The sequence below is a fragment of the Foetidibacter luteolus genome, from assembly GCF_009650435.1.
GTDB classification, from domain to species: domain Bacteria; phylum Bacteroidota; class Bacteroidia; order Chitinophagales; family Chitinophagaceae; genus Foetidibacter; species Foetidibacter luteolus.
In genome coordinates this window covers 54,927-75,486 of record NZ_VVIP01000064.1, presented here as the reverse complement: position 1 = coordinate 75,486, position 20,560 = coordinate 54,927, and the positions used below count along the sequence as shown (strand labels likewise).

Here is a 20,560-nt window from a genome sequence, read left to right as displayed (position 1 = left end):
AGCTTTTGGTTAGCGGGCAGCGGGCGTAACTTCGCTTGCTTTTGAACTGTTTGTTCTACAAGCGGAGGGATTACAGATAAAAAACTGAAGGGGCTTTCAAATTAACCCGTTGTGTTTATTGTATTGAGATACTGAACAATCATCACCCTGAAATTCCATAAGATAAGGCCGCGGAACCCCGTAAGGCTTATGGTTATTCCGCCATAATATTTTGAGTAAGCTTTCCTAACTCGATAGCCCCGATGTGAGAAGGTTTCCTGTTGTTTACGTGGATTTGAAACCCAGGAACGGATGGAGAACCCGGTCAATCTTGACCTCGAAATGAATTTTACTCAGTAACCACAACTATATTTTTCGGGTACTTTGGATAAAAGTCTAATCCTGTCCTTAGTGAAACACCGCACAATCATAGGAATACTGTGTTTCAATCCTCTTTTAAGTCTTTTATCCAAGTGCTTATACAAACCTCTTATTGTACCAGCTTTCTGCAATCAGTGTGTCGAAATCGTCTTATTATTCCCATCGCCAGGTGAATCCTCCGGCGGTCTTACAATTCCCCGCCGCCTGGTTGCCTATTGAAGTAGCGAATACGCCTGTTGACCGCTCAGCGGCGGCCATGCTGGGAAAGGTCTTAAGTTTCCTTCCATCCTTTGCATATTGGGTCACCGGCTTGCTCTTTTTTTTGATGATCGCCTGCAGCCTTCTTTTTTTAGCTTCCCTGGTCAAATCCAACAATGGGCTCCGGAAACGGTCTCTTTGAATAACCCTTTGCTGCTTTTCTTTCCTGGAAGCCATTTGCAGATTGGAGGGCCGGATATTAAAATTATCGCCGTCCTTGCAAAGAATGGCTACCGTTGGATCGCTAAGATCAAAGGGGTTTACAAAACAATGGTAAACCAACCTGGCGAGTGTAAAATTGTAACGTTTACCATCTATAACAACCCGGTTGGTAAGGAATGGACTTAAATCTCCCTTGAATTGATTGGGATGTTGAACAACGCCCGGCTTTATGATCCTTTCTTCTTTTACATAAATAGCGCCGTTCTTGTACTGCATCTGGTATTCCAATCTTCTGATTCTTCCAAAATTAGAAACCCGGTAATAGCCTTCCAGCCCCGGGATATCTGCCCATTTTTCTCCTTTGATATTTTTAAGTGAGCTGTTCTGGTAGGGGTATTGAAGTTTTGGCATGATATAAAAATAAAAAATCTGTTCACTTTGTTCAGAAGCTGTTCGAGTTAATTGCAGAATATTTGTTATGGTGCTTGCTGTTGCCATGAAAATATACAGATAAACGGATTGCGACGCAACAGGCGATGCCATGAAAATTCCCTGCTGGTACAAAAAACAAATAACTCAAACAGCTTATCATTCCTTCGTTACATTTTTGGTAACCGGATAAGACCTTGTTGTTAAATTTTTTGGGGAGTCGCACACTTGTACACCTTGTCAGCTATTGATTTGTAAGCATAATGTTCTGGGTTGAAGGGTAGGTCCATAATAGTCTTTGAGTAAGCTTTGAAAATAGGAGTAAGTATCCATCGCATCATTTTGGTCAAATAAAGCTGAAGGCTTTCAAAAGCGGTCAATCAACATATACGAAGCCGTCAAAATAAACGCACATTCCCCGGCACTTTTAGCGACTTGCCTGGCTTGATCACGATCTTCGCATCCGGTGAAATAATTAACGGCACATTTAAAATGCACTTCCCACCTCCGGCGTGGTCAATAATTACATCCCCCCACGTAATCCTGGGTGGGACACTGTGTAATAATCCCGGTTATCCATGTTATCCCAGTTTCCGGTGCCCCGGAATGTATAAACAGGCTTACGAATTATGTCATCATGTATTTTCGCCAGGAAAGCATCACTGGGTCCGGTCAACTCATTCTTGAAGCCGCTCACTGCTATCTTCGCCGCTGACGAGGTTGGCCCTGACAGGTAAATATTACCCTTGTGATCCCCATGGCAGGATATGTTGCTTTCCCGCCCAACGCCACCATAATAACTACCAAAAAGACGATAACCGCCAGGCTCAAAGCTGCATACGTATGCGTCCAAATCTCCCCCAAATTCATTCTGTACACCCTGGAAAGGCATATTGTCGGTTGACGAGGTATGGCCGGCGAGGTACACAATGCCAGTGGCAGCTATCGAACAGGATGTTCCATAATCATTACCATTACCGCCATGGTAAGTAGCCTATAAACGGCTGCCTGTCAAAAAGAGTTATAGACAAAAAGAAAACGGACAAAATCGTCCTGGTGTGGGCTCGGGAAAAGAGAGCAGGCTTAGGCATTTTTCAGGTAGTTTTTGTTGCAAATGAGACGGGGTCAATACGGCATCATTCAGCATAAAGAAATTACAGCCACACTGCCCGTTTGCAATATAAGTTTTTATCATGTTAAGGCACATTAAAAATCTTGCTGGCTATCCTTTTGCAAGTCAAGGCCTTCATCAACTCTCTTTTAAGCAGAAATTGCCTTAAGGCAATTATATGAATAAGTAGTCAACATAACAGTCTTAGCTCGTTATGATGGCAAATCAACAACATCGAAAGCGTTTCCGATCCTGCGATGCCCAACCGCATTCATTATTTATTGCGTGTGTTACTTTTGCTGAATCAAAATTATTCCTGCTACACAAACTTTTCACACAGACATCAAAGTCGTTATCAAATTAATGTTAGATGCCTTACTGATAATTTCATTATACTCCCGTTTGTGTTGCCTCGTTGTCCACCGCCAGTGGTAAGACCAGCGGTTCCTGATATTCTGTGCGCTTAACCTTTTGGCGAATGCTTTATGCCGCTCCACTACATATTGAAAAGAAAGCCATTTTATGTGGTAGCAGGTAAACCCGCCGGACTTGATAACTTCAAAGCCTTCGTTGGGTACGATATGCTCATTGTGGCAGCCGACTTCCCAGTTTATCTCCCGGATGGCGCACCTTTTAAACAGCCTTATTTTGTCTTTGTTATTGGGGTAGAACCTCCCATGTATCAATGAAATCACATTGCACATGATGGTCGTAATAATGGTTGCGTTTGTATCTCTCAAATCTTCTTCCCGCACATCTACCAGTTCATCCATGTCGCACACAATTACCCAATCCGCGTTGCTTGATTTCCAGCAGGTATTTTTAAGGTTGGCCAGCGCTTTGTCGTCATAAGTGCCATGCGTAATAAAAGGCCGCACCTCACAACCCAGTTGCCGGGCCAGGGCAACCGTATTGTCTGTGCTCTCATTATCATAAACGATAATATTACAGTCGCGGAATTTTTTCCGGTAAAAAGCTACTGTAATGGGCAGGGTGAGTTCCTCATTGTGAGCGAATGTAAAAATGTCGATTTTCATTTTCTGGTTTTTAGAATGGTTATTGGATTTGCGTGTGGGCAACGAATAATACCAACAAGAAAAAGCATTAACTGAAATGCAGTTAAAGAACTGGCAAAAGGAAACCACATTATTTGAAAGGAGCACCAGCCGTAATTTGTACTCCTTTATCATCAATGAAAACTTACAAAATGCGAGAAGATTTTTGGTTTAGTGGCATATCAGGATGTTTTGGATGTTAGGGAATAATGTTATGCTTGAAGTTAAGGAAAAATAATTTTAAGATGCATAATTTCTTAAGAAAAATTTCAAGGAAAATAGAACAATTTAAATACCAACGTCCGGTATTTCATGGCAACCCAGTTGCGTCGCAATCCTTTCATCGTCTGGTATTTCATGGCGACTTTTATGCGGGTATGAGTATTCCCTTTCCCCCAAAACAACAATGCGGCTATTCGGCAATGCCCACCCATAAATAAAAGAGGCAGTCTCCGGACTGCCTCTCTTGTAAAACCTAAAGAGCCGCTTAGCGTTAACTTTGAATAGAGGTAGTTTTTTATTTGTTGCATTCTTGCGAGAGCGGGGCCGTAAGCGTATAAAATACGGCAAATACTCCGGAATACCGGACTTCTTACCGAATCTTAGATTATAGATTTTTTTAATCGTTCACATAAAACCTTATCAAGTAGACTTACATCGTAGGGAGGATCAGTTAAAAGAGTCAGCAAATACCCTTTTTTAAAACTATCGCAGTAAAAACCTTTAGTTGTTTCCGGCACTTTATCCAAGGTTTTATGATAGGTAAGCCAGCCAATTTTGTTACCTGCTCCTATTACATTTCTTAAACTTTCTGATATCAACACAGCATAATCAGGATTCCATATTCCTATCAAAATACTCATAATCAACCTAGCCTTTTCTATTTGCAGTAGCCTTTCCCTCGCCCCTCCCTCGTATGGAACTTTGAGAACGATAGAATTATTTAGCTTCATGGCATCATACCCTCCCCCGACAATAAAAGATATACTACTTGCTTCCTCATCTTTTTGGCCTGTCCATAGATTAAAAAGAAAACCCAATTTAGAAAATCCGTTTTTATCTAACTCTCCTTGTTTTACCTTTTTCAAACAAACCCTTTCCATATATTCAATATCTAATTCGATTTCCTTTTCGAGCGCCTTTTTTCTACTCACTCCTGTTTCATACCACGTTATAAATTGCTCATCTATCTCACCTAATTTTTGAAGTGTTTCAAGCGATTTTTCAGCAATTATGGCAAGTGCTTCTGCTCTAGATTCCCAATAAGCTCCAAAAATAAAAGAGTCAATCATATATTATTTTTTAAGATTTAACTTTAGACTAATCCCTTCAACCCCATTTTCCGAAAAAAGCTTTCTTGTTGCTTCTAAGGTTTTTTCTGTTGCAAAATGCCATTCAATTGGCTTACCATTTGCAACATATACCTGCCGCCGCGCTTCATCCAGCAGGCCTTGCCTCCCTTCAAACCAATTAGCAAAGCCACCATTTTTATCTACTGCAAAATCATGCGAATATTTTGCATCTATTAGTTTGTCTTTTAATTCATTATCAAATTTGGCCTGAATGCCGTTTCGTTCTATTTGAAAAGTTCTTCCCGCCTTAATACCCGTAACATATTCCTGATATTCAATGGTTTCTTTTGACCATCCCTTAATGTTTTCTGCTATCCATTTTCCATTAATTTTTGAACCAAAAAATTTACCATACAGTTCCTTACCAGCTTTAAACACGCGTCCTAAAATCTCACCGCTCCCGGCCAAAATTGCTGCTTCTGCTAGCTGCTCTTTAGACCTTTCATCTTGAGCAGCCCTACCTTCGGGAGTTTTAGCTCGATTATCATTTAAGGCTCCCAATCCTATTGAAGAAACATATAACCTCGTCAGCCAACCCTTTGTCAACACCACATCAATTACTACAGGTATAACAATCCCATTATTAGGATCAGTATGCATTTTTACAGTAGATTCATTATCTATCACCCACTTACCATCTTTGTCTTCCTTCATTGCTGGTCGCCATTCTAAACCATCCAGATCAACTCCGTCGATTGGTCTATTACTCGCAAACTGGTATGGAGTTAGGCCAGGATACTTACTCGTCAATGGATCTACCGTTGCGAATACAGGAACACTGCCCCCCAGATATTCTCTCATCCCATATTCCTGCCACCCTAATTCTTTATCCAATTGCTTGCCATTGTAAGTATTACGTGGTGTATTTCCATACTCTCTACCATCCTGTAAAGCACCAAATGAACTGTAATCATGGGCAGATATTTCGTCCGGCAAATAATAATCAACAATAGTATTATCGGTACTGTGCTGTAGTTTTCTGTCACTTATTATAGTAAGCACATTACCTCTATTATCACTCAACTCAAAGAACTTTTTTCCCCGTCCAAAATTATAAAGATAGGCGGAACTTCCATTCGCTAGGATAACAGTCTCTGAGGCCACAGGGGTTTGCACATCTACATTTGGTTTATAGGCTCCTATCCTTTCTTTACCACCATAAAGATTTATTTCTGCCTGTGTTAAATGTCCGCTGTTGAGACTATTATCTCCACTTTTGTAAACACTTACAACATCTCCAAGAGAACTTCTTACATACCATTCAGTATAATTGTTGGTTCCGCTAACAGTTTTACTTATTCTGTGCCCAGCAGCATCATAAGTGTAATTAATGGTAGTGCCATTATCTAATAACTGACTCTCAATTTTACCATACATTGTCCATGTCGCATCATCTAAGCCCCTATCCTCATCGTGCGTTATTTGTCCTATTTCATTCCACTGATAATTATTGGCAGATTGGTTATCCACATCATCGGTGACCTTACCTGTATGATCGCTGATATAATCAAGTCTGTTGGTATTGGCATAGTAGTTATATGTTGCCGCATCCAGTTGCCGACCCTTACCCCAGCGATTAAAAGTTAAAATCTTTCCATTGGGATCGTAGCTGATCTCTTCTTTGTAATCATTTGTTGCCGTAAGCGTATTGAAATTCTCATCACTGCTCTTAAAAGCGTCCATACTCACCACCCTGTTCAACTGGTCATAGCCATACGCATACACCATAGCGCCAGCTACTGTACCACCTAACGTGCCCAGCTTAGGCACGTTCACCGCCATGCTGCTGATGTTGCCATTGTACAGCGGCCTGTGGGCAACACCCAGTTTGGCAGCCATGCCCAGCGATGGCGATGGGGCTACGATACCCTTGTAATCCCCCTCATAATAGTTCAAGGTTACATTGTAAGCATCCCTTGCCACGGCGCTGCCGGGGTAACCGTCCGTTGTATTGTAACTGCCCGAACCACTGCTGCACGGCGCCATCCTTCTGTCCACCACCACATCAAACACATCGTTTGTTTCACCGCTCTCAAAGCCTTCTTTCAGCCGCACCCTGGTACGGGCCTTGTATTCATCGGGGTCGCTGCCGCCACGGGTGGTTACATCCAGTGTTTCCGGCGCAAACCCTTCCGCACAGCCCCCGCCTTCGGTCTGTCCCGTGGGCGAGGACGGGTTGATGGCTTTCAGCCAACCCTGCAGGGTATAGACATAATCCACGCCCTGTACTGCCTGCTGGCCCAGTATCGTCCTGCCCAACGGTCCGTGCCTGTAATAATCGTACTGCGCATCCCGCTCCCAGTAAATGCTGTCGCGGCTGGTATAAACATCCGTTAGCCGGTTCTCCGCATCGTAGGCATAGCGGTGATAAAAACCATCACGGCTGCCTTTCTGATAGCTCACCATGTTCACCTTCCCGCTGATCAGGTCATAATCATATATCAGCTTCTTGAAACGATTGTTGGTGCTCATGATACCGCTCTGGTAATCCTGCAACAACGTGTCCACATTGCCATGGATATCATAGCTGTAAAAGCTGGCGCTGGCATAGTTGGCATTACTGGATAGCGCAGTATAATCATTGTACACAGCCGACCAGGAAACACGGTTACGCAGGTTTTTCTGGGCTAAAAAGGGTTCAATTACACTAAACGGCAGGTCATAGGTTGTTTTTGTAATCTGTCTCTTACTGGACGCAGCAGAGCTCATCCAGCTACTCAAATCTCCCTCGTCTTTGGCAATAGCAGTCGTCATGGCACTACCGCCGGTAACCTCCCCAACTTCTTCAATCCTGCCCAGTACGTCATATAAAGTATAACTGTATTTGCCCGGTGATTGCTGTTTAGCATTCTGACTCACGGCCAGCCTGCCCAGGCGGTCGTACCAGAACAGCGACAGGCCTGCGTCCGGCGTATGCTGCGCCACCACCTGGTTCAGACTGTTGTAGTTGTAGCGTGTCGGCAAACGGTGGTCTATCGGCTGGGACTGGTTGTTCTGTTTTTTTGTTTTTATCATGGCCGAGTTACCCCAGTCCGGCCTCACGCCACGGGGCGGCACCGTTTTAACCAGGTTGCCCGCCATATCGTAATAGTACAGCGTGTAGTGGTACTCCTTCACATCATAGCTTACCGTAAACACTTCGTCTGTTCCCGCTGCCAGGCATTTGGCGCGGTAAGCGGTTTCAAAGTCAGCCAGCAACTGTGCTATACGCTTCTTGTATATCTCAGTGGCTATGCTGACAGACTGGTCATAAGCCCGCTGGCAGGGGTCTTCATGAGAAACAATCCCGGTGGTATCATTCAGCGGGTGGTCATTGCGGCAAAGGATACTCTGGCTGCCGCTGTTGGTCGCATAAGCAGCAAGGTCACACTCCGCATTCCTGGCCGCATTGGCGTATTCCCGCCAGGTATAGCTGTACCCGGTTCGAAAGTTCATGAACCGCTCAAACAGCAGGTTGTATTGCAGTGTATCATCCCCTACGTTCACCGTATCCACCACCGGTGCACGGTCATAAGGGTCGGGGAACTTCTCCTTGAATTCCGCCACCAGCGTACTAAGGCCCGTGCAGGTAAGGCAGCGTTCCGTGTAACGGAAACCACATCGCAAAAATTCAGGCAGTGGCTGCGGTTTTAACAGGGTATAGTAGTATGGCGTGTCACAGCGCATGGTGTCGCTGTAATAGATTTCCTGGTAGTCATTAGCCCGATAAGCAACCTGGTTTTCACCAGGCGCCTCATACTGTAAGGCGGATACATCTTCAGCTTGTGCAAAGAAACTAAAATTGTTGTCGCCTGTGCCTTCTCCCAATAGGATGCTACTTGCCACCCCGGATTGAAAACCTGTGCTGTGTACTAAACCCTTTTCAGGCATTTGCGGAGAGGCCGCTTGTGCTGTCAATTCGTCCGGTTCATCTCCTGCCTCCATCATGCCGTAAACGCCATCAGAGCAATGCGGGATACCCAACTGGTTGCAATTAAGCAGGCCTTCATATAGCTCCTGGGTCAGGGTGTCAGCATACCTGGTGCGCAGGAAATTATTTAACGAATGGATGCCGACAGGAGAATATCCTGCCGCAGAAGCAGAATCTTTTATCACCTGGAACTGCTTACAGGCACAGGTATCTATCAGTGAAGTGTATTGCTTGCTAACTGTCCTGCCAAGATTGTAAGGCTTGGGAAAATTGATGCCATAGGGGTTGCAGAATGCTGTTTTACTGATGCTATTGGCCGCAAGTACATCTTCTATGATCTGCTCAAAACTCTCATCACCGTTGGGCATAGTTGTACCGGATGGCAAAGTGGAGGAGCCGTAGGGATTGGCTTCATCTGTACCCTTCCTGCAAAGCGCTTCCATGCGGCTGGTAATGTCGGCAATGATGGCTTCCTTATTGGCTTTATTGCTTAATTGGTCGCATTGCAGCAGTGTTCTTTTCCACTGGTCAATATAGGCGCCGCAACGGCTGGCGTAGTGGGCGTCAAGGGAATCCTCAAGGGCAATACCGGGCAGTGTTTCCCCTGCATAAACACCCGAAGAAGGCAGCCAGCTCCAGTTATACTGGGAAGCTATCTGGCTGTTATTGGATGGAAACCGGAGGATAAATTTCTCCCCTAACAGGCTGCCGGCATCCGCTACCGTCACCTGGCTGTTGAGGTAGGCGTTTACCATGCTGTCCCTAACCACCATGTAAAGATTTTTGAACCCATTCCACACAGCATCTTTCTGCGCAGCCGATAAGCTGGTATACACACTGTTTGGCGTAACCGGGGCTGATTGATAACAAAATTCCTCGGCATATGGGTCAAATATGTTATTGCACATGACATTACCATAGGCCATTTGCCACAGGTTAAGCCCCTTGTGCCAGGAGTTACCCAGACGGGCGCCCACTATGCTGTCCATGGTAATCTTCAGCCCGGAGCCTGGCCCGCTAAAGAAGACGTCGCTGTTTTGCGGGTTGGCATTGTAACCAGCAGTGGCCGCAGCGCTGTAAGTATTAATGTGGTTAAATCCTTCTATCCAGTTATAGCTGGCCTGCAGGTTGTCCTCGGCATATTTCAGTTTGGCGTACTCCGGGTGATGGGGCAATAAAGATTCAGTCCAGCTGAATTTAAACTGTGAACTGAAGTCACTATGAGTCATACCCGGCAGGATGGCATTGATCGTGTCACGCAGGGACATTTCATCGCGGTATTCATAAGCGTTACCCTGCCTGTCCCTCGGTTTTTTGAACCAGGGCTGCTGACCTGCGTTATAGAGGCTGGAGAAAATATTGTATTTCCGGTGCATGGCGCCTCCAAGTGTTACCAATATACCAGCCTCATTCACAAAAGTTGAACTGTCGGGGTGCTGTGCATATTGTCCGCTATAGGGCCTCATGTCCGCCAGCATGGCCTGGCGTATGGCCCGCAACCGTTGAGAAACAACATTACAGAGTTTCTCACAATGCAGGGAATCAGTAATATAGGCGCTCCTGATTACCGCTTCGGCGGGGATATTCGCTCCCATGCCCGCCAGGTACCTTGACCTGTAACTGCTGTAAGTGCCCAAGGAGTCCTGGCATGTTTCACAGGCGTCGGTAGTGTCGGTAACCCCACAACCCGTTACTGTCTGCATAACGGAAAAAACAGAATCAATGAGTTGCTGTTCCGTTTTACAAAGCCCCACCGCCAGGTATTGCTCTTTGAATGCCTGAAGTGACGATTCACTGATAGCCAGTGTTTTTCTTACCGAATAAGAGCCCTCTTTCAGGTAAACACTAAAGCTAATATGGTTATCTGTTATATGCGGGCCATTCGTAAAAGGCGCCTCGCAACTGGCATTATGGCCTGCATCAATATTATCAAAATCTTTTACCAACAGGCCGGTTTCCACAATTGTTCCCCCATCAGTGATCCCCTTTCCCCCTGATTCATCTGTTATAGAAACCTGCAGGTTGTACAGGCAGCTAAAGCATGCTGTCCCTCCGCTACATTTAGGAAGTTGAAGCTTATCTGCGTCCAGTTCATAATTAAAAGTGTAAGTCCCTCCTGCGGGAACAAGGATACTGTTAACGGATTCAATGCTGTTGTTCTTGACAATATTGGTATTCCCGTCAAGTAAATTCCGGCTAAGTGTATGACCTGACTGGTTATAATAAAGATTTTCATTCTCTATATCAAGCGGTGCCAGGGAATGATTGGGGGGTAACTCACCCGCAAGGGCAGTCGCGATAGTGCGGCCATGCATGTCAACATAGCTCACGCTCATTTGCCCGTTGGCATCCCGCACCATATTTTTAAAGTAATGGCTGGCCGTTCCCGCTTCTGTTCCGAAAAGGCCATCCAGTTCTTCCTGGGCTGCTGTGCCGTAATAATATCGGGTCTCATGCTCTCCGCCGGATTTGAAAGTTTCTCCTACCCCGCTTTGCGAAAGCACCCTGCCTGTTCCATCCGGGGTATAGCGGGTATGGGTATAAGCATACCCCTCCGCATCAGGCAAAAAGACGTTATTGCCACTATTTTTTTCCGGATTAAGCGTACTGTAGTAGAGCGCCGCGCCACGGTCCTGTTTAAGGGTAAGCATTTCGCCGGATACCAGCGGCTCCAGGTCAAAATGATTGGCTGGGTTTTCATTTTCCGCCTGCTGGTTAAAAAGGTTGAAATTAGGGTTGTACTTTATCACCAGGTCACTGCCGGGCGCAGGCAGGATTTGCACCGCCGGACGCCCCTGGCCATCATACATCGTTTCGGCCGTTACGGTTTGATGTGTACTATTGTCTTTGGTAACGGTCTGGCGCCCACGCAAAGAACCGTCGTAGTATTGCATCACGGTCTTGCGTTTGCCTTCTTCGGCAAAAGAAGTGGTTACCTGCCAGTTGAGGTTATTGTTGTGCCCGCTATAATGAACGCTTTGCACATCGCTCCAGGCCCCGTCTGTTCTGCTGCCCGTGGCGTTTATGCTCACAGCCCGTACACGGTAATATAGATAGCCATCGCCATCATAGTAGAGCGGAAGGCTGTAGTTGTTCACATTACCGGGCAGATCAATACGGGTGGCATTGTTCTGAAAGCGGTTGGATGCATTATAATAGGCATTAAAATCATCCTCCACCCATGTCCACTCCAGTTGTGTAAAATTATTACCCGGAAAGCTGGCCCAGCTCCAGCTTACATCAAGGGCATCCGCAGGATCGCCGTTGAAAGATGCAGTCAGAAAGGAAGGTTTAATGCTGTGGTTGAATGTATAATAGCGCCTTGCGAGTATATTGTTTTCAAGCTGCAGCACCTTGCCTATATTCAACGATCCAAAATTTCCGCTGATTGCCTTAATTTTCACTTTAACATAAGCCCACCCGTCCAATTTTACATAATCCACTGCCTGGTAACCTGATCCAGCCTCCTTATTGTAACTCACCGTTAACGTTCTGCTGATATAAGTAGTTGCACCTGAATTACTGCCATAAGTAATATCCACGTTCACTGTTATTGACCCGTTAGTGGCAATATATTCCGGCGCCTCCTCCCTCAATTTCAGCATGATGACATTCTGGATAGTTACGCTGCTTTCACCATTGGGCTGGTACTGGCAGATAATCTCCGCCTCATCCTCAAAAGCATTACTCTCAATGATACCTCCCGGGAGGGTAACCTGTGATATTCCCCTCAACGGTATGCCATTCTGAGTGAAAGGAATGCCTTCGTCCCCGCCTGCATAGGAAACCATGCCACGCAACAGGAGCAGTAACAACAAGGCTGCCCGGCAAGCCGCCCGGGAGAAAGGATGAAAAAGCGATTCGTTTACCAGCATATCAACAGGTTTAGATAGTATTTTAATACCGGGATAGTTCTCCGGATTATTTTGAGTTGCATGTCTATATAAGCTTAACGGTCCTTATCCCAGGATGGTCCGGCCCCATTCTTCTGCCCGGTACTGCCGGTCGCTGGAATCGGTGAACAATGCAGCGGGATGCTGGATTTTTGCTGCGCAAAGCATTAACGTACAAGAGTGCGACGCAACGGCAGCTCAATAGCGTCCATGTCGCCGGGTACCACATCTTTCTCTTTCTTTTACACCTAACAGCCCGTCTACTGTCCTAAAAATTCTGCGTCAAGGCATAACCTGTATAGTCTTTCACAGGCTCATACTGCCCACCCGCCGTCCGCCCCACACATTGGTTAATTTGCAGGGGCAAACCCGCCACGTCATCGCCATTTTTAATTTCTAAAAAATCATAAGTTGTCGAATAAGTTTTTACCAGGTAAAACTTACCCCCTTCCAGCGCAGCGAGTTTACCGGCATATTCCGGCTGGGTGAGCAGGGCCTGGTAGGTGGATGGTTCAAGAGGTATCAGCTTTCTTTGAAGCTGTACAATTTTAACCGGCACACTGGCGGAAGTATGATAGGTCATTTCAATCGTTTCCCGCGGCAGGCCGGTACCGGTAATCATTTCCTTTGCATCAAGCGTGATAGTTTCCTGTGCGTGGCTACCGGCATCGCTACCGGATTTAGCGGTGTATTTGCCCGCCATTTTAATTAGCGAAGAATCTTGTAGTTGCCAGCCGGCCCTGGCGGCCATTTGCTGCTGCCAGCCTGTTTTATTGGGGTACAACATCATGCGCTGGCCGGCATCCGCTATCAAAAGCATGAGGGAATCGTTGGCCACCTGCACCATGCCATCCATACGCACATAGCTGCCGGTTTTTAACAGGCAGAATTCAGCATGGGAGGTAGCACTGTCCTGTGGCGAATCAATGATATCCGACTGGCGGCTGATAACCATCTTTACAGACAAGGGGGCCTGCTGATACCCGCTAGACAGTTGGACGAATTTTCTAATCAGTTGAAGACTATCCTGGGCATGAATATGGCCAGCAGTGTTGATTAAAACGATAAACAGAAAAAACTTCAGGATATTGGAGAACATGATTAAAGGTTTAGTTATGGCTGGAATGTTGTGATGACCGTTTGCTTGGCGCTCCTGGTTTCGTTGATGGTCTTGATGCCTTCCCTAGTCTCGGCTTTTGTCCGTATCAGTGTGCCTTCCGCATCATACTCATAGAAGGTTGCGTAGTTGTTGGCATCCAGCTCCGCGACAAGACGCAGCGTGACGGGATCATACACATAGCTTTTCATATTGGCATTGAAGGGGTGGAGGCGGATATCATCGAAGTAGATGTTTTTTCCACTTGTATTAACCAGATTTATTGGCACACTGGTTGCACCCGACGATATGGTGAATTCTCCCTCAACTTTTTGCCAGCCATCTATCACTGCTCCGGCAGGAGAAAAAACATTCCCATTTATTACAACACTAATATTATGGCCAGCATCATCATAAGTTGATGGAGGACATGGGGTATTGGCGCTGTTGCAAGCCGCCCTTACCCATGCACTAAATAACATTTTTGTATTGGGCGGGATATTGAAAGAAGGGTTAAGCATGGCAGTGTTTCCCGGTATAGGCTTGGTGTAGATACATGCCACCTGTTTATTCAAGCTTTTGTAAATCTCAGAAGCAGTATTTATCGAAAAGTTGAATCGTGAATAGCCGTGAAAACTGGTTGGGAATGTAGTTGAGGTCTCATGCCGGTTGTCGCCGGCAGTAAACCTGACTTCATATAATCCCGCACATAAGAATATCGTGTCAAGCCTGTTTTCGTTCACATTTTCAGGCCCTTCCAGGTATATTGGCAGACTACTACCTGGAATTGATATTTGAAGGCGGCTGCTTTTGTTTGAGGTTACATTTGTTTGAATATATTGTTGAATAACATAATTACCACTTTGCCCAATTTGTATATAATGCAGTGTTGTAGCTTCAACAGTATGTGTTACCAAATATGACGTACCGGTGCCTGGATTCGTCATCACAATTATCGTATCATCTACTGCAGAATAGATTTCACCATACTGTTGACCTTGTGAAGGCTTATAATATAAATATACAGGTTTATTAACCTTGGGGTTGTAGACTTCAGCCGTCAAATTTATGCCTGTTTCATATAAGCTTCCTATTGTATCCAGTGAAAATTGCAAGGAGTAATTATTCTCGTTAAATTGACTGACAGGTATGCCGGGACTTGCAGTGTTTGAATTGACTTTTAAAACATATTTCCCGCTGTGTGCAGTAAAGCCTTCGTCCAATGCTTTTATGATTGTGGTATTATTCAGCGAACTCAAATCAAAGTGCTTGTTTTGAGTACAACGGTTAGCGAAAGAAGTGTAAAAACTATTGTCATACTGGCTATCCTCAAATCCTTCGTATGCCGCTTCATGGTACTTCGCATTATTAGTGATTTGCAAAGGCAGGCTGTTGCTATAGCCATATTGTGCAGCCGTATAAATGTTGAGTGCATTCCTGGTTTCAAGCTCAAGCCCCCTGGAATTAAACCTGGTGGCTTCACTGTTCCAAACCCATTTGTTGCTGGCAAGATCAGGCATTACTTTATGGGAAACATTAAAGTCCCAGTATAATGAAAAGTCTTTCAGGAAGCCGTTGCGCGGCAGGTCTGTTTGGGCAAGCGTTGCAGCAGGCATGACCGGTTGGGTTTCTTTGCGGTCATTGTAAAACACCATATTTCTGTAGGCGCGGTAATTGCCCAGCAGGCCTTTACGATAAGGGTTGATCTTTTTTTCAAGGTAACCTCCACAACTGTCAAATTCAACATAGTCGCACCCTATCAGCCTTTCTGTCAAAGTCCTGATAGCATCTTTGCTTATCTGCCATTTTTCTTTATACTCCACTGCGGAGGCATTGATTACATCGCTTGCTGAGCCAATCCTTAGTTTTCGCGGGTTGCCGGAGATGGGATCCACCATGGAAGTAACAGATGCAATATTAGCCCCCAGCATATTGCGCTTGCCGCTACGTATAATTCTGAAGCTAACGCCCGGTTTGGTATAAGGCCGGCCGGCGGTATCCAGGAACTTAAAATAAGGTGTGGTGGCAAGCGATGTGCTGTTCCTGGAAGTATCGAATGCCCAAATTATGTTTTGTGAAGCGGAAGCCAGCGTGACGTAACAATCTGCGCCGGTACCACCTTCTGACAGGATGAGCAACTCATCGCCGCTCTCAAAAATACTATGGTCAAACCCACTATTCTGGATACTGCCATCCAGGAAATTCACCCCCGTATAAACCGCATTAATATTCCGGTAAGCGGGCCCCATACCACTGTATGCCCAGTAGGCCGGATAGGAAGTGGTATACACGAATTTGTCAAACTCGTTATTGGTGCGGTTGACGAGTACAGCACCGGTCTCCGCATCATAAGCCAGGTTTTTTGTGGATACCATACTACCTTTATCTATTACCACCACACTGTCCAGTATGCTGTGGTAGTTGACAACTTTTGTTGTGGTAACCGCCCTGTAAATGTCTTCGCTGGTACCAGACACATACCAGGGAAAAGGGATCCAGATGGGAAAGAATACCGGGAAAAGGTCCACCTGCAACTGTGCTTCGCCGCTTTCACTGCGAACGGTAAATTCCCTTGTATCCGTCATCAGCTCTACATCCACACCCATCAGCCCCTTATTCACTTTTCCGTCATCCAGGCCGTTGATAAAATCAAACTCTTCCGCGCCATCGCGGCCGGTGTTTCGGTAAAAGTTTTCCGTATAGTTGATGCGTGTGCCGTCATCATTTTCGGCATAGGAAGATTGTGATTTAAGCTTACCATGCATATCGTTGGTCTCCACTAAAAAGCCCTGTGACAAGGCCCTGCTATCAAAAGCATACTTGAAGAAAAAAGCCATGGTGCTGGAAGCGTGGGATTCCTTGTCGGAAGCCGGATCCAGGGACGTGTGGTCATAATACACGGGAAAATCCTTTGCGGTATAGTACTCGCTTACCTGCCTGCCAATACCTGATTTGGAGGTCCGCTGGCTGACACTGGTAAACTCATCGGTACTCTTGATGGAGCGGACGGTCACCTTGCTGTATCCTACCACCGGCGCCGGGAAAAACGCGTCCAGTACGGGCATTTCCACCGCACCGTAAGAGGCAGGCCCGAGGGGCAGCTTGTCCTTTACTTCCACAATTGTCTGGAAGGGGTTTTCTTCACCACCAATAGCCGGCTCCCAGGAAGCCACGCCGCTGCTGATGGTCCGCTCCTCCCCGTTGAATATTTCCGTTGTCGTGTATTCATATTTTTGTCCGTAAACGGAATTATACTGTCCTGTCATTTTCTTCCAGTTGTCCTTTAGCCGTATCGCTTTTACCCGGCTTCCGCCGCCGTATTTAAAACCGTCGGGGTCGTTTAAGCGGACAAAGGATCTTGACAGGTCAACCCGTTGGGCCCTGCCCTTGTCGCGAAGCACTTTGATCGGATTTTTAAGTGCGTCACCAATGGATGCAAGCATCGCCGTCAACATGGTACCTATCTGCTCGAGCCCAGACTCTTCAGAGACATCATGTCCTTCAAATGCCTGGCCGGGCAACTGTTCTTTCAGGTATTCGAGTGCCGTGAGGTTAAGCGGGTTAAAGCCATCCACTGTTTTGAGCCTCACCCATATCACTTTGCTATCCGAAGTGACCCCGAAATCTGTTCCCAAAACATTGCCGCTCAGATGGGCATAACAGGTCAGGTACTCATAGCCCTTTTCCATCCTGACGCGATATTTAAACACCAGTTGCGTAAGACCTTCCAGGTACTTTTGAAACATATTCTGGCTGGTACAGGCCTGCGGGACATCAATAAATACATAGTTGTTATTGATCTCCCCTCCGTTAATGGCGTAACTGTCATACATCCGGTCGCTATACCCCTGTGACAGAATATTGGTTTTGGAAAATCCCCGCACTTTCATCATCGCTGCCGCCCTGCGGTTCTGAACATACGCGTAATCATCGCATTCATATTCCACATCTATCTCACCACCCGACGGCAATAGTATTTTGCTCAAAGCCCAGGAAGATGCATAAGCGTCAATATCCTGTTTTGTAATGCCTGTGGCCTCGTTCGGTTGCAGGCTGTATGGGTAGTCCTTGTTTTTAATAGCGGAAGGATTACTGACGGGGTCTTTGTAATTTCCCCAGCGGTCAGATCCCCCGGTAATATAGCCGGGATTGCTGTTGCTGTAGGCGAACACGTATTGATTTGCGGAACTGCGGTTCTGGCCGTTAAATGTGAACCGGATCTTTTCGAGGGTAAGTTTGCCCTGCGCACCATTAGGGTTGTCGGGCGTGCCTTTACACAGATTATAACTATAGTCGAAGCGAACCGTCTTTATAGGCCGTGCATCCTGGTGCCCATGCGCATAGTAGTCCGCCCGGGTGAACAGATCAATCTGCTTCAGGCATTTCATAGATGCATCGCCGGATGAAAGTCCCCCTGAGGGCCCTGATGCACCCTTGCCGTCGAAGCGGTCCTGCAGCGTAAAGACTGCTATCATGGTTTTGGATTCAATGGATTGCAGGTACCAGGATTCCCGCTCGCCATAAGAAACGATACCCTTGTCATCTTTGGTTTCGCTCCTATTGCCGGGATTGAAGTTGGCGTCTTTGTCTGGACCGAGCGGTGTGCGCCAGCGGTGGTTCTCAAATTGTGTATAGCTGAACTTAACCGCGTTACCCAGGTCATCGTCTGTTATGCCATCACCTCTTACATCCACATAATCAGGCGAGAGCAGGCCCGTCAGCAGGAAAGAATGCGCATAAGCCGGAGTTTTGGTGATCTGGATATAGCCGTCTTTATACCTGTCCTCCAGCAAACCGGAACTGGTAGTCATCCATGACTCATCAATAGTTACTTTGTCCGCATCTGCTGCCGTCTCGGCATTGGAAGAGCTGGTATTGTTGATAGAGAAAGTATAATCTGCTTGCTTTATGTTATAAACAGGTATTCCATAAATGTACCGCTGGCCGTCTGCCTCAGTGACATTGATCTGGGAGATATGGTGGCTTTTACGGTAACCACTTACCCTGGGCGATGGCCATACGAGTTGCTGTCCTGCCTGTGGATTATTTAAGGTCTTAATTGAATTAATGCTCGTATCAAGACCAGCACGGCTTGCTTCAGCAGCGGTAAGAAAACTCACCACCTGGGTGCGTTTTTGCCGGGGTGCCAGCGTACCTGCGGCTACGGGCAAGCTGGTCCCCTCTTTATAACCAGCGCGGTTAAAGGCTTCCAGGTAGGGTTCAATAGTGGGAGAACCATCGGAACCGCCTAATTTAAAACGTACCAGTTTAGTACCCCCGATTTTGTCGTACAGCGTCTTATCCAGTACGGTGGATTCACCGGGGTTACGGAAATAGACATTTTCAAAACTCCCGGAGACCCCGCGAAATGACATGGCATGTTTCAACTTGTTGCCGTTGCCCCATTCTCCAATAGACGAAGGGGTTTTAACCGTGTTGAAATTGCCACCATAATGCCCAATGGGCCCGATATCAAAACCCAAAGAAAAGCTCTTGTCCCTGGTCTGTGTGAAATTGTCCCGCACATAACCCAAATCATTGCGGAATGCCCGGATACTTCCACCAGTACCTTCGCCCTGGATAGCGAACACATCATAGGCATACTGCGGTGCGGAAATGATCGGTGTATTACCGGTTACCTCACGGTCATTCAACCTGGTAAAATCCATAACCGCTGAGGGGTTATTTACCGCGTTTTCATAATACATGTAGCCCACCATGGGTTTAAGCTGCAGCGTATCGGTAGCTTCAATTTCTGATTTCTGCGCATACACTTCCACTTCAAAATTGGGGTGCGCCCCGAAAAGACCGGAACCCAGCTGAAAATGCCCTGAACCGGCAGAGTTGGTTACAGGCATGCGGATGACAGGTGTATAGGATGGCTTAGCGAAGCTGATGGAAGAAGAAAAAATGTTCTGACCAACACTACTGTTTTGTTGGTATTTTTTATCTCCGTAGTGTTCTTTACCCGGAGCCCGTTGCCTGCTGAAACTCATTTGTTCGCTCAGTTGAAGGTCCTTGATTCCTGTCCTTGAATTATAACTGGTACCCAGCGAAAATCCGGCCGTGGAACCACGCTCCTGCTTAAAGCCGGTATAACTGAAAGAGGCCAGTGGAGAGAGGGTTGCCCCATTACGCGAACTGGCATTCAGGCCAACTGAAAATCCAAGTTTTAGTGTGTCTGTTTTACCGGATTTGATATTCCGCACATTATTGGCAAGGCCGAAATTTACCCCGCCCTTGATACCCAGCTCAAGTGCGGGGCCAAGGTAGTTATTGAAAGACATCCCCAGGTTCAATCCTATAGGTATGTTCAAAACGTCCTTAATGCCGATAAGCTCAAAATCAGTCCCAAACCTCACGCCCCAGGTCTTGTTGGGCTTCATTGTCTGTATTTCAGTCATGGTATCCTGCCCGTTAAAATCATCCGGTATGCCACGCATGTTTCGGGTGACAGAACCAGGATTGATGTTCCAGCCCAAACCCACCCAACTGGCCTCGTCTTCCATGCCCGGGTTACCGTTGTAATAGATATTTACAGGGTAACCACCCACATCCAGCAGCGGTATATTATAACTGAAATCACCCGTAAACAGGTTGACCATATTGTCCACGCCAACCGGTTTGAAGGACGCCATCTCCGGCTGGCTCGGGCCGCCGATAAACTTTTTGCTTTGGGGGATGAACCTTGCGGGTTGTTGCGGCTTTTTGTTTTCCTGTGGCTTGGGAGACAGTGCTTTCGGCCTGGCCAGGGAGGCCGGAATACCGGCGGCACCTGTTTGTTGTGAACTGCCCCTGCCTGCATATCCGCCACCACCGGCGTAACCGGTTAAAGCGGTGGAGAGGTAGAACAGTGTCAGGAACAGCCATGCTGCGGTCTTTCGGTACCTGGAACAAATAAGTTGTATCATAGTCTATTGTCTGCTTGGATATG

6 protein-coding genes are annotated in these 20,560 nt (G+C 46.4%); all 6 read right to left on the bottom strand.

Annotation, left to right across the window (positions count from 1 at the left end):
• Positions 1-513: 513 nt before the first annotated feature.
• Positions 514-1,191 (bottom strand): NUMOD4 domain-containing protein, encoded by a 678-nt coding sequence (locus F0364_RS21305; protein WP_207632815.1) that lies wholly within the window; start codon positions 1,189-1,191, stop codon positions 514-516.
• A gap of 1,461 nt (positions 1,192-2,652) precedes the next feature.
• Positions 2,653-3,357, bottom strand: coding sequence for a glycosyltransferase (locus F0364_RS21300; RefSeq protein ID WP_207632814.1), 705 nt, complete (start codon positions 3,355-3,357; stop codon positions 2,653-2,655).
• Between the two features lie 620 nt (positions 3,358-3,977).
• Positions 3,978-4,667 carry an Imm52 family immunity protein gene (locus F0364_RS21295; RefSeq protein WP_153799839.1) on the bottom strand — a complete coding sequence of 230 codons (690 nt, stop codon included), beginning with the start codon at positions 4,665-4,667 and terminating at the stop codon, positions 3,978-3,980.
• A 3-nt stretch (positions 4,668-4,670) separates the two neighbouring features.
• Positions 4,671-12,512, bottom strand: coding sequence for an RHS repeat-associated core domain-containing protein (locus F0364_RS21290; protein ID WP_153799838.1), 7,842 nt, complete (start codon positions 12,510-12,512; stop codon positions 4,671-4,673).
• A gap of 286 nt (positions 12,513-12,798) precedes the next feature.
• Positions 12,799-13,629 (bottom strand): hypothetical protein, encoded by an 831-nt coding sequence (locus tag F0364_RS21285; protein ID WP_153799837.1) that lies wholly within the window; start codon positions 13,627-13,629, stop codon positions 12,799-12,801.
• Positions 13,630-13,643: 14 nt separating this feature from the next.
• Positions 13,644-20,537, bottom strand: coding sequence for a hypothetical protein (locus F0364_RS21280; RefSeq protein ID WP_153799836.1), 6,894 nt, complete (start codon positions 20,535-20,537; stop codon positions 13,644-13,646).
• Positions 20,538-20,560 lie beyond the last annotated feature (23 nt).

What these genes read in the sequence shown, in the direction of transcription:
- F0364_RS21305 (WP_207632815.1), bottom strand. Translation starts at nt 1,191, where the DNA reads ATGCCAAAACTTCAATACCCCTACCAGAACAGCTCACTTAAAAATATC.
- F0364_RS21300 (WP_207632814.1), bottom strand. Translation starts at nt 3,357, where the DNA reads ATGAAAATCGACATTTTTACATTCGCTCACAATGAGGAACTCACCCTG.
- F0364_RS21295 (WP_153799839.1), bottom strand. Translation starts at nt 4,667, where the DNA reads ATGATTGACTCTTTTATTTTTGGAGCTTATTGGGAATCTAGAGCAGAA.
- F0364_RS21290 (WP_153799838.1), bottom strand. Translation starts at nt 12,512, where the DNA reads ATGCTGGTAAACGAATCGCTTTTTCATCCTTTCTCCCGGGCGGCTTGC.
- F0364_RS21285 (WP_153799837.1), bottom strand. Translation starts at nt 13,629, where the DNA reads ATGTTCTCCAATATCCTGAAGTTTTTTCTGTTTATCGTTTTAATCAAC.
- F0364_RS21280 (WP_153799836.1), bottom strand. Translation starts at nt 20,537, where the DNA reads ATGATACAACTTATTTGTTCCAGGTACCGAAAGACCGCAGCATGGCTG.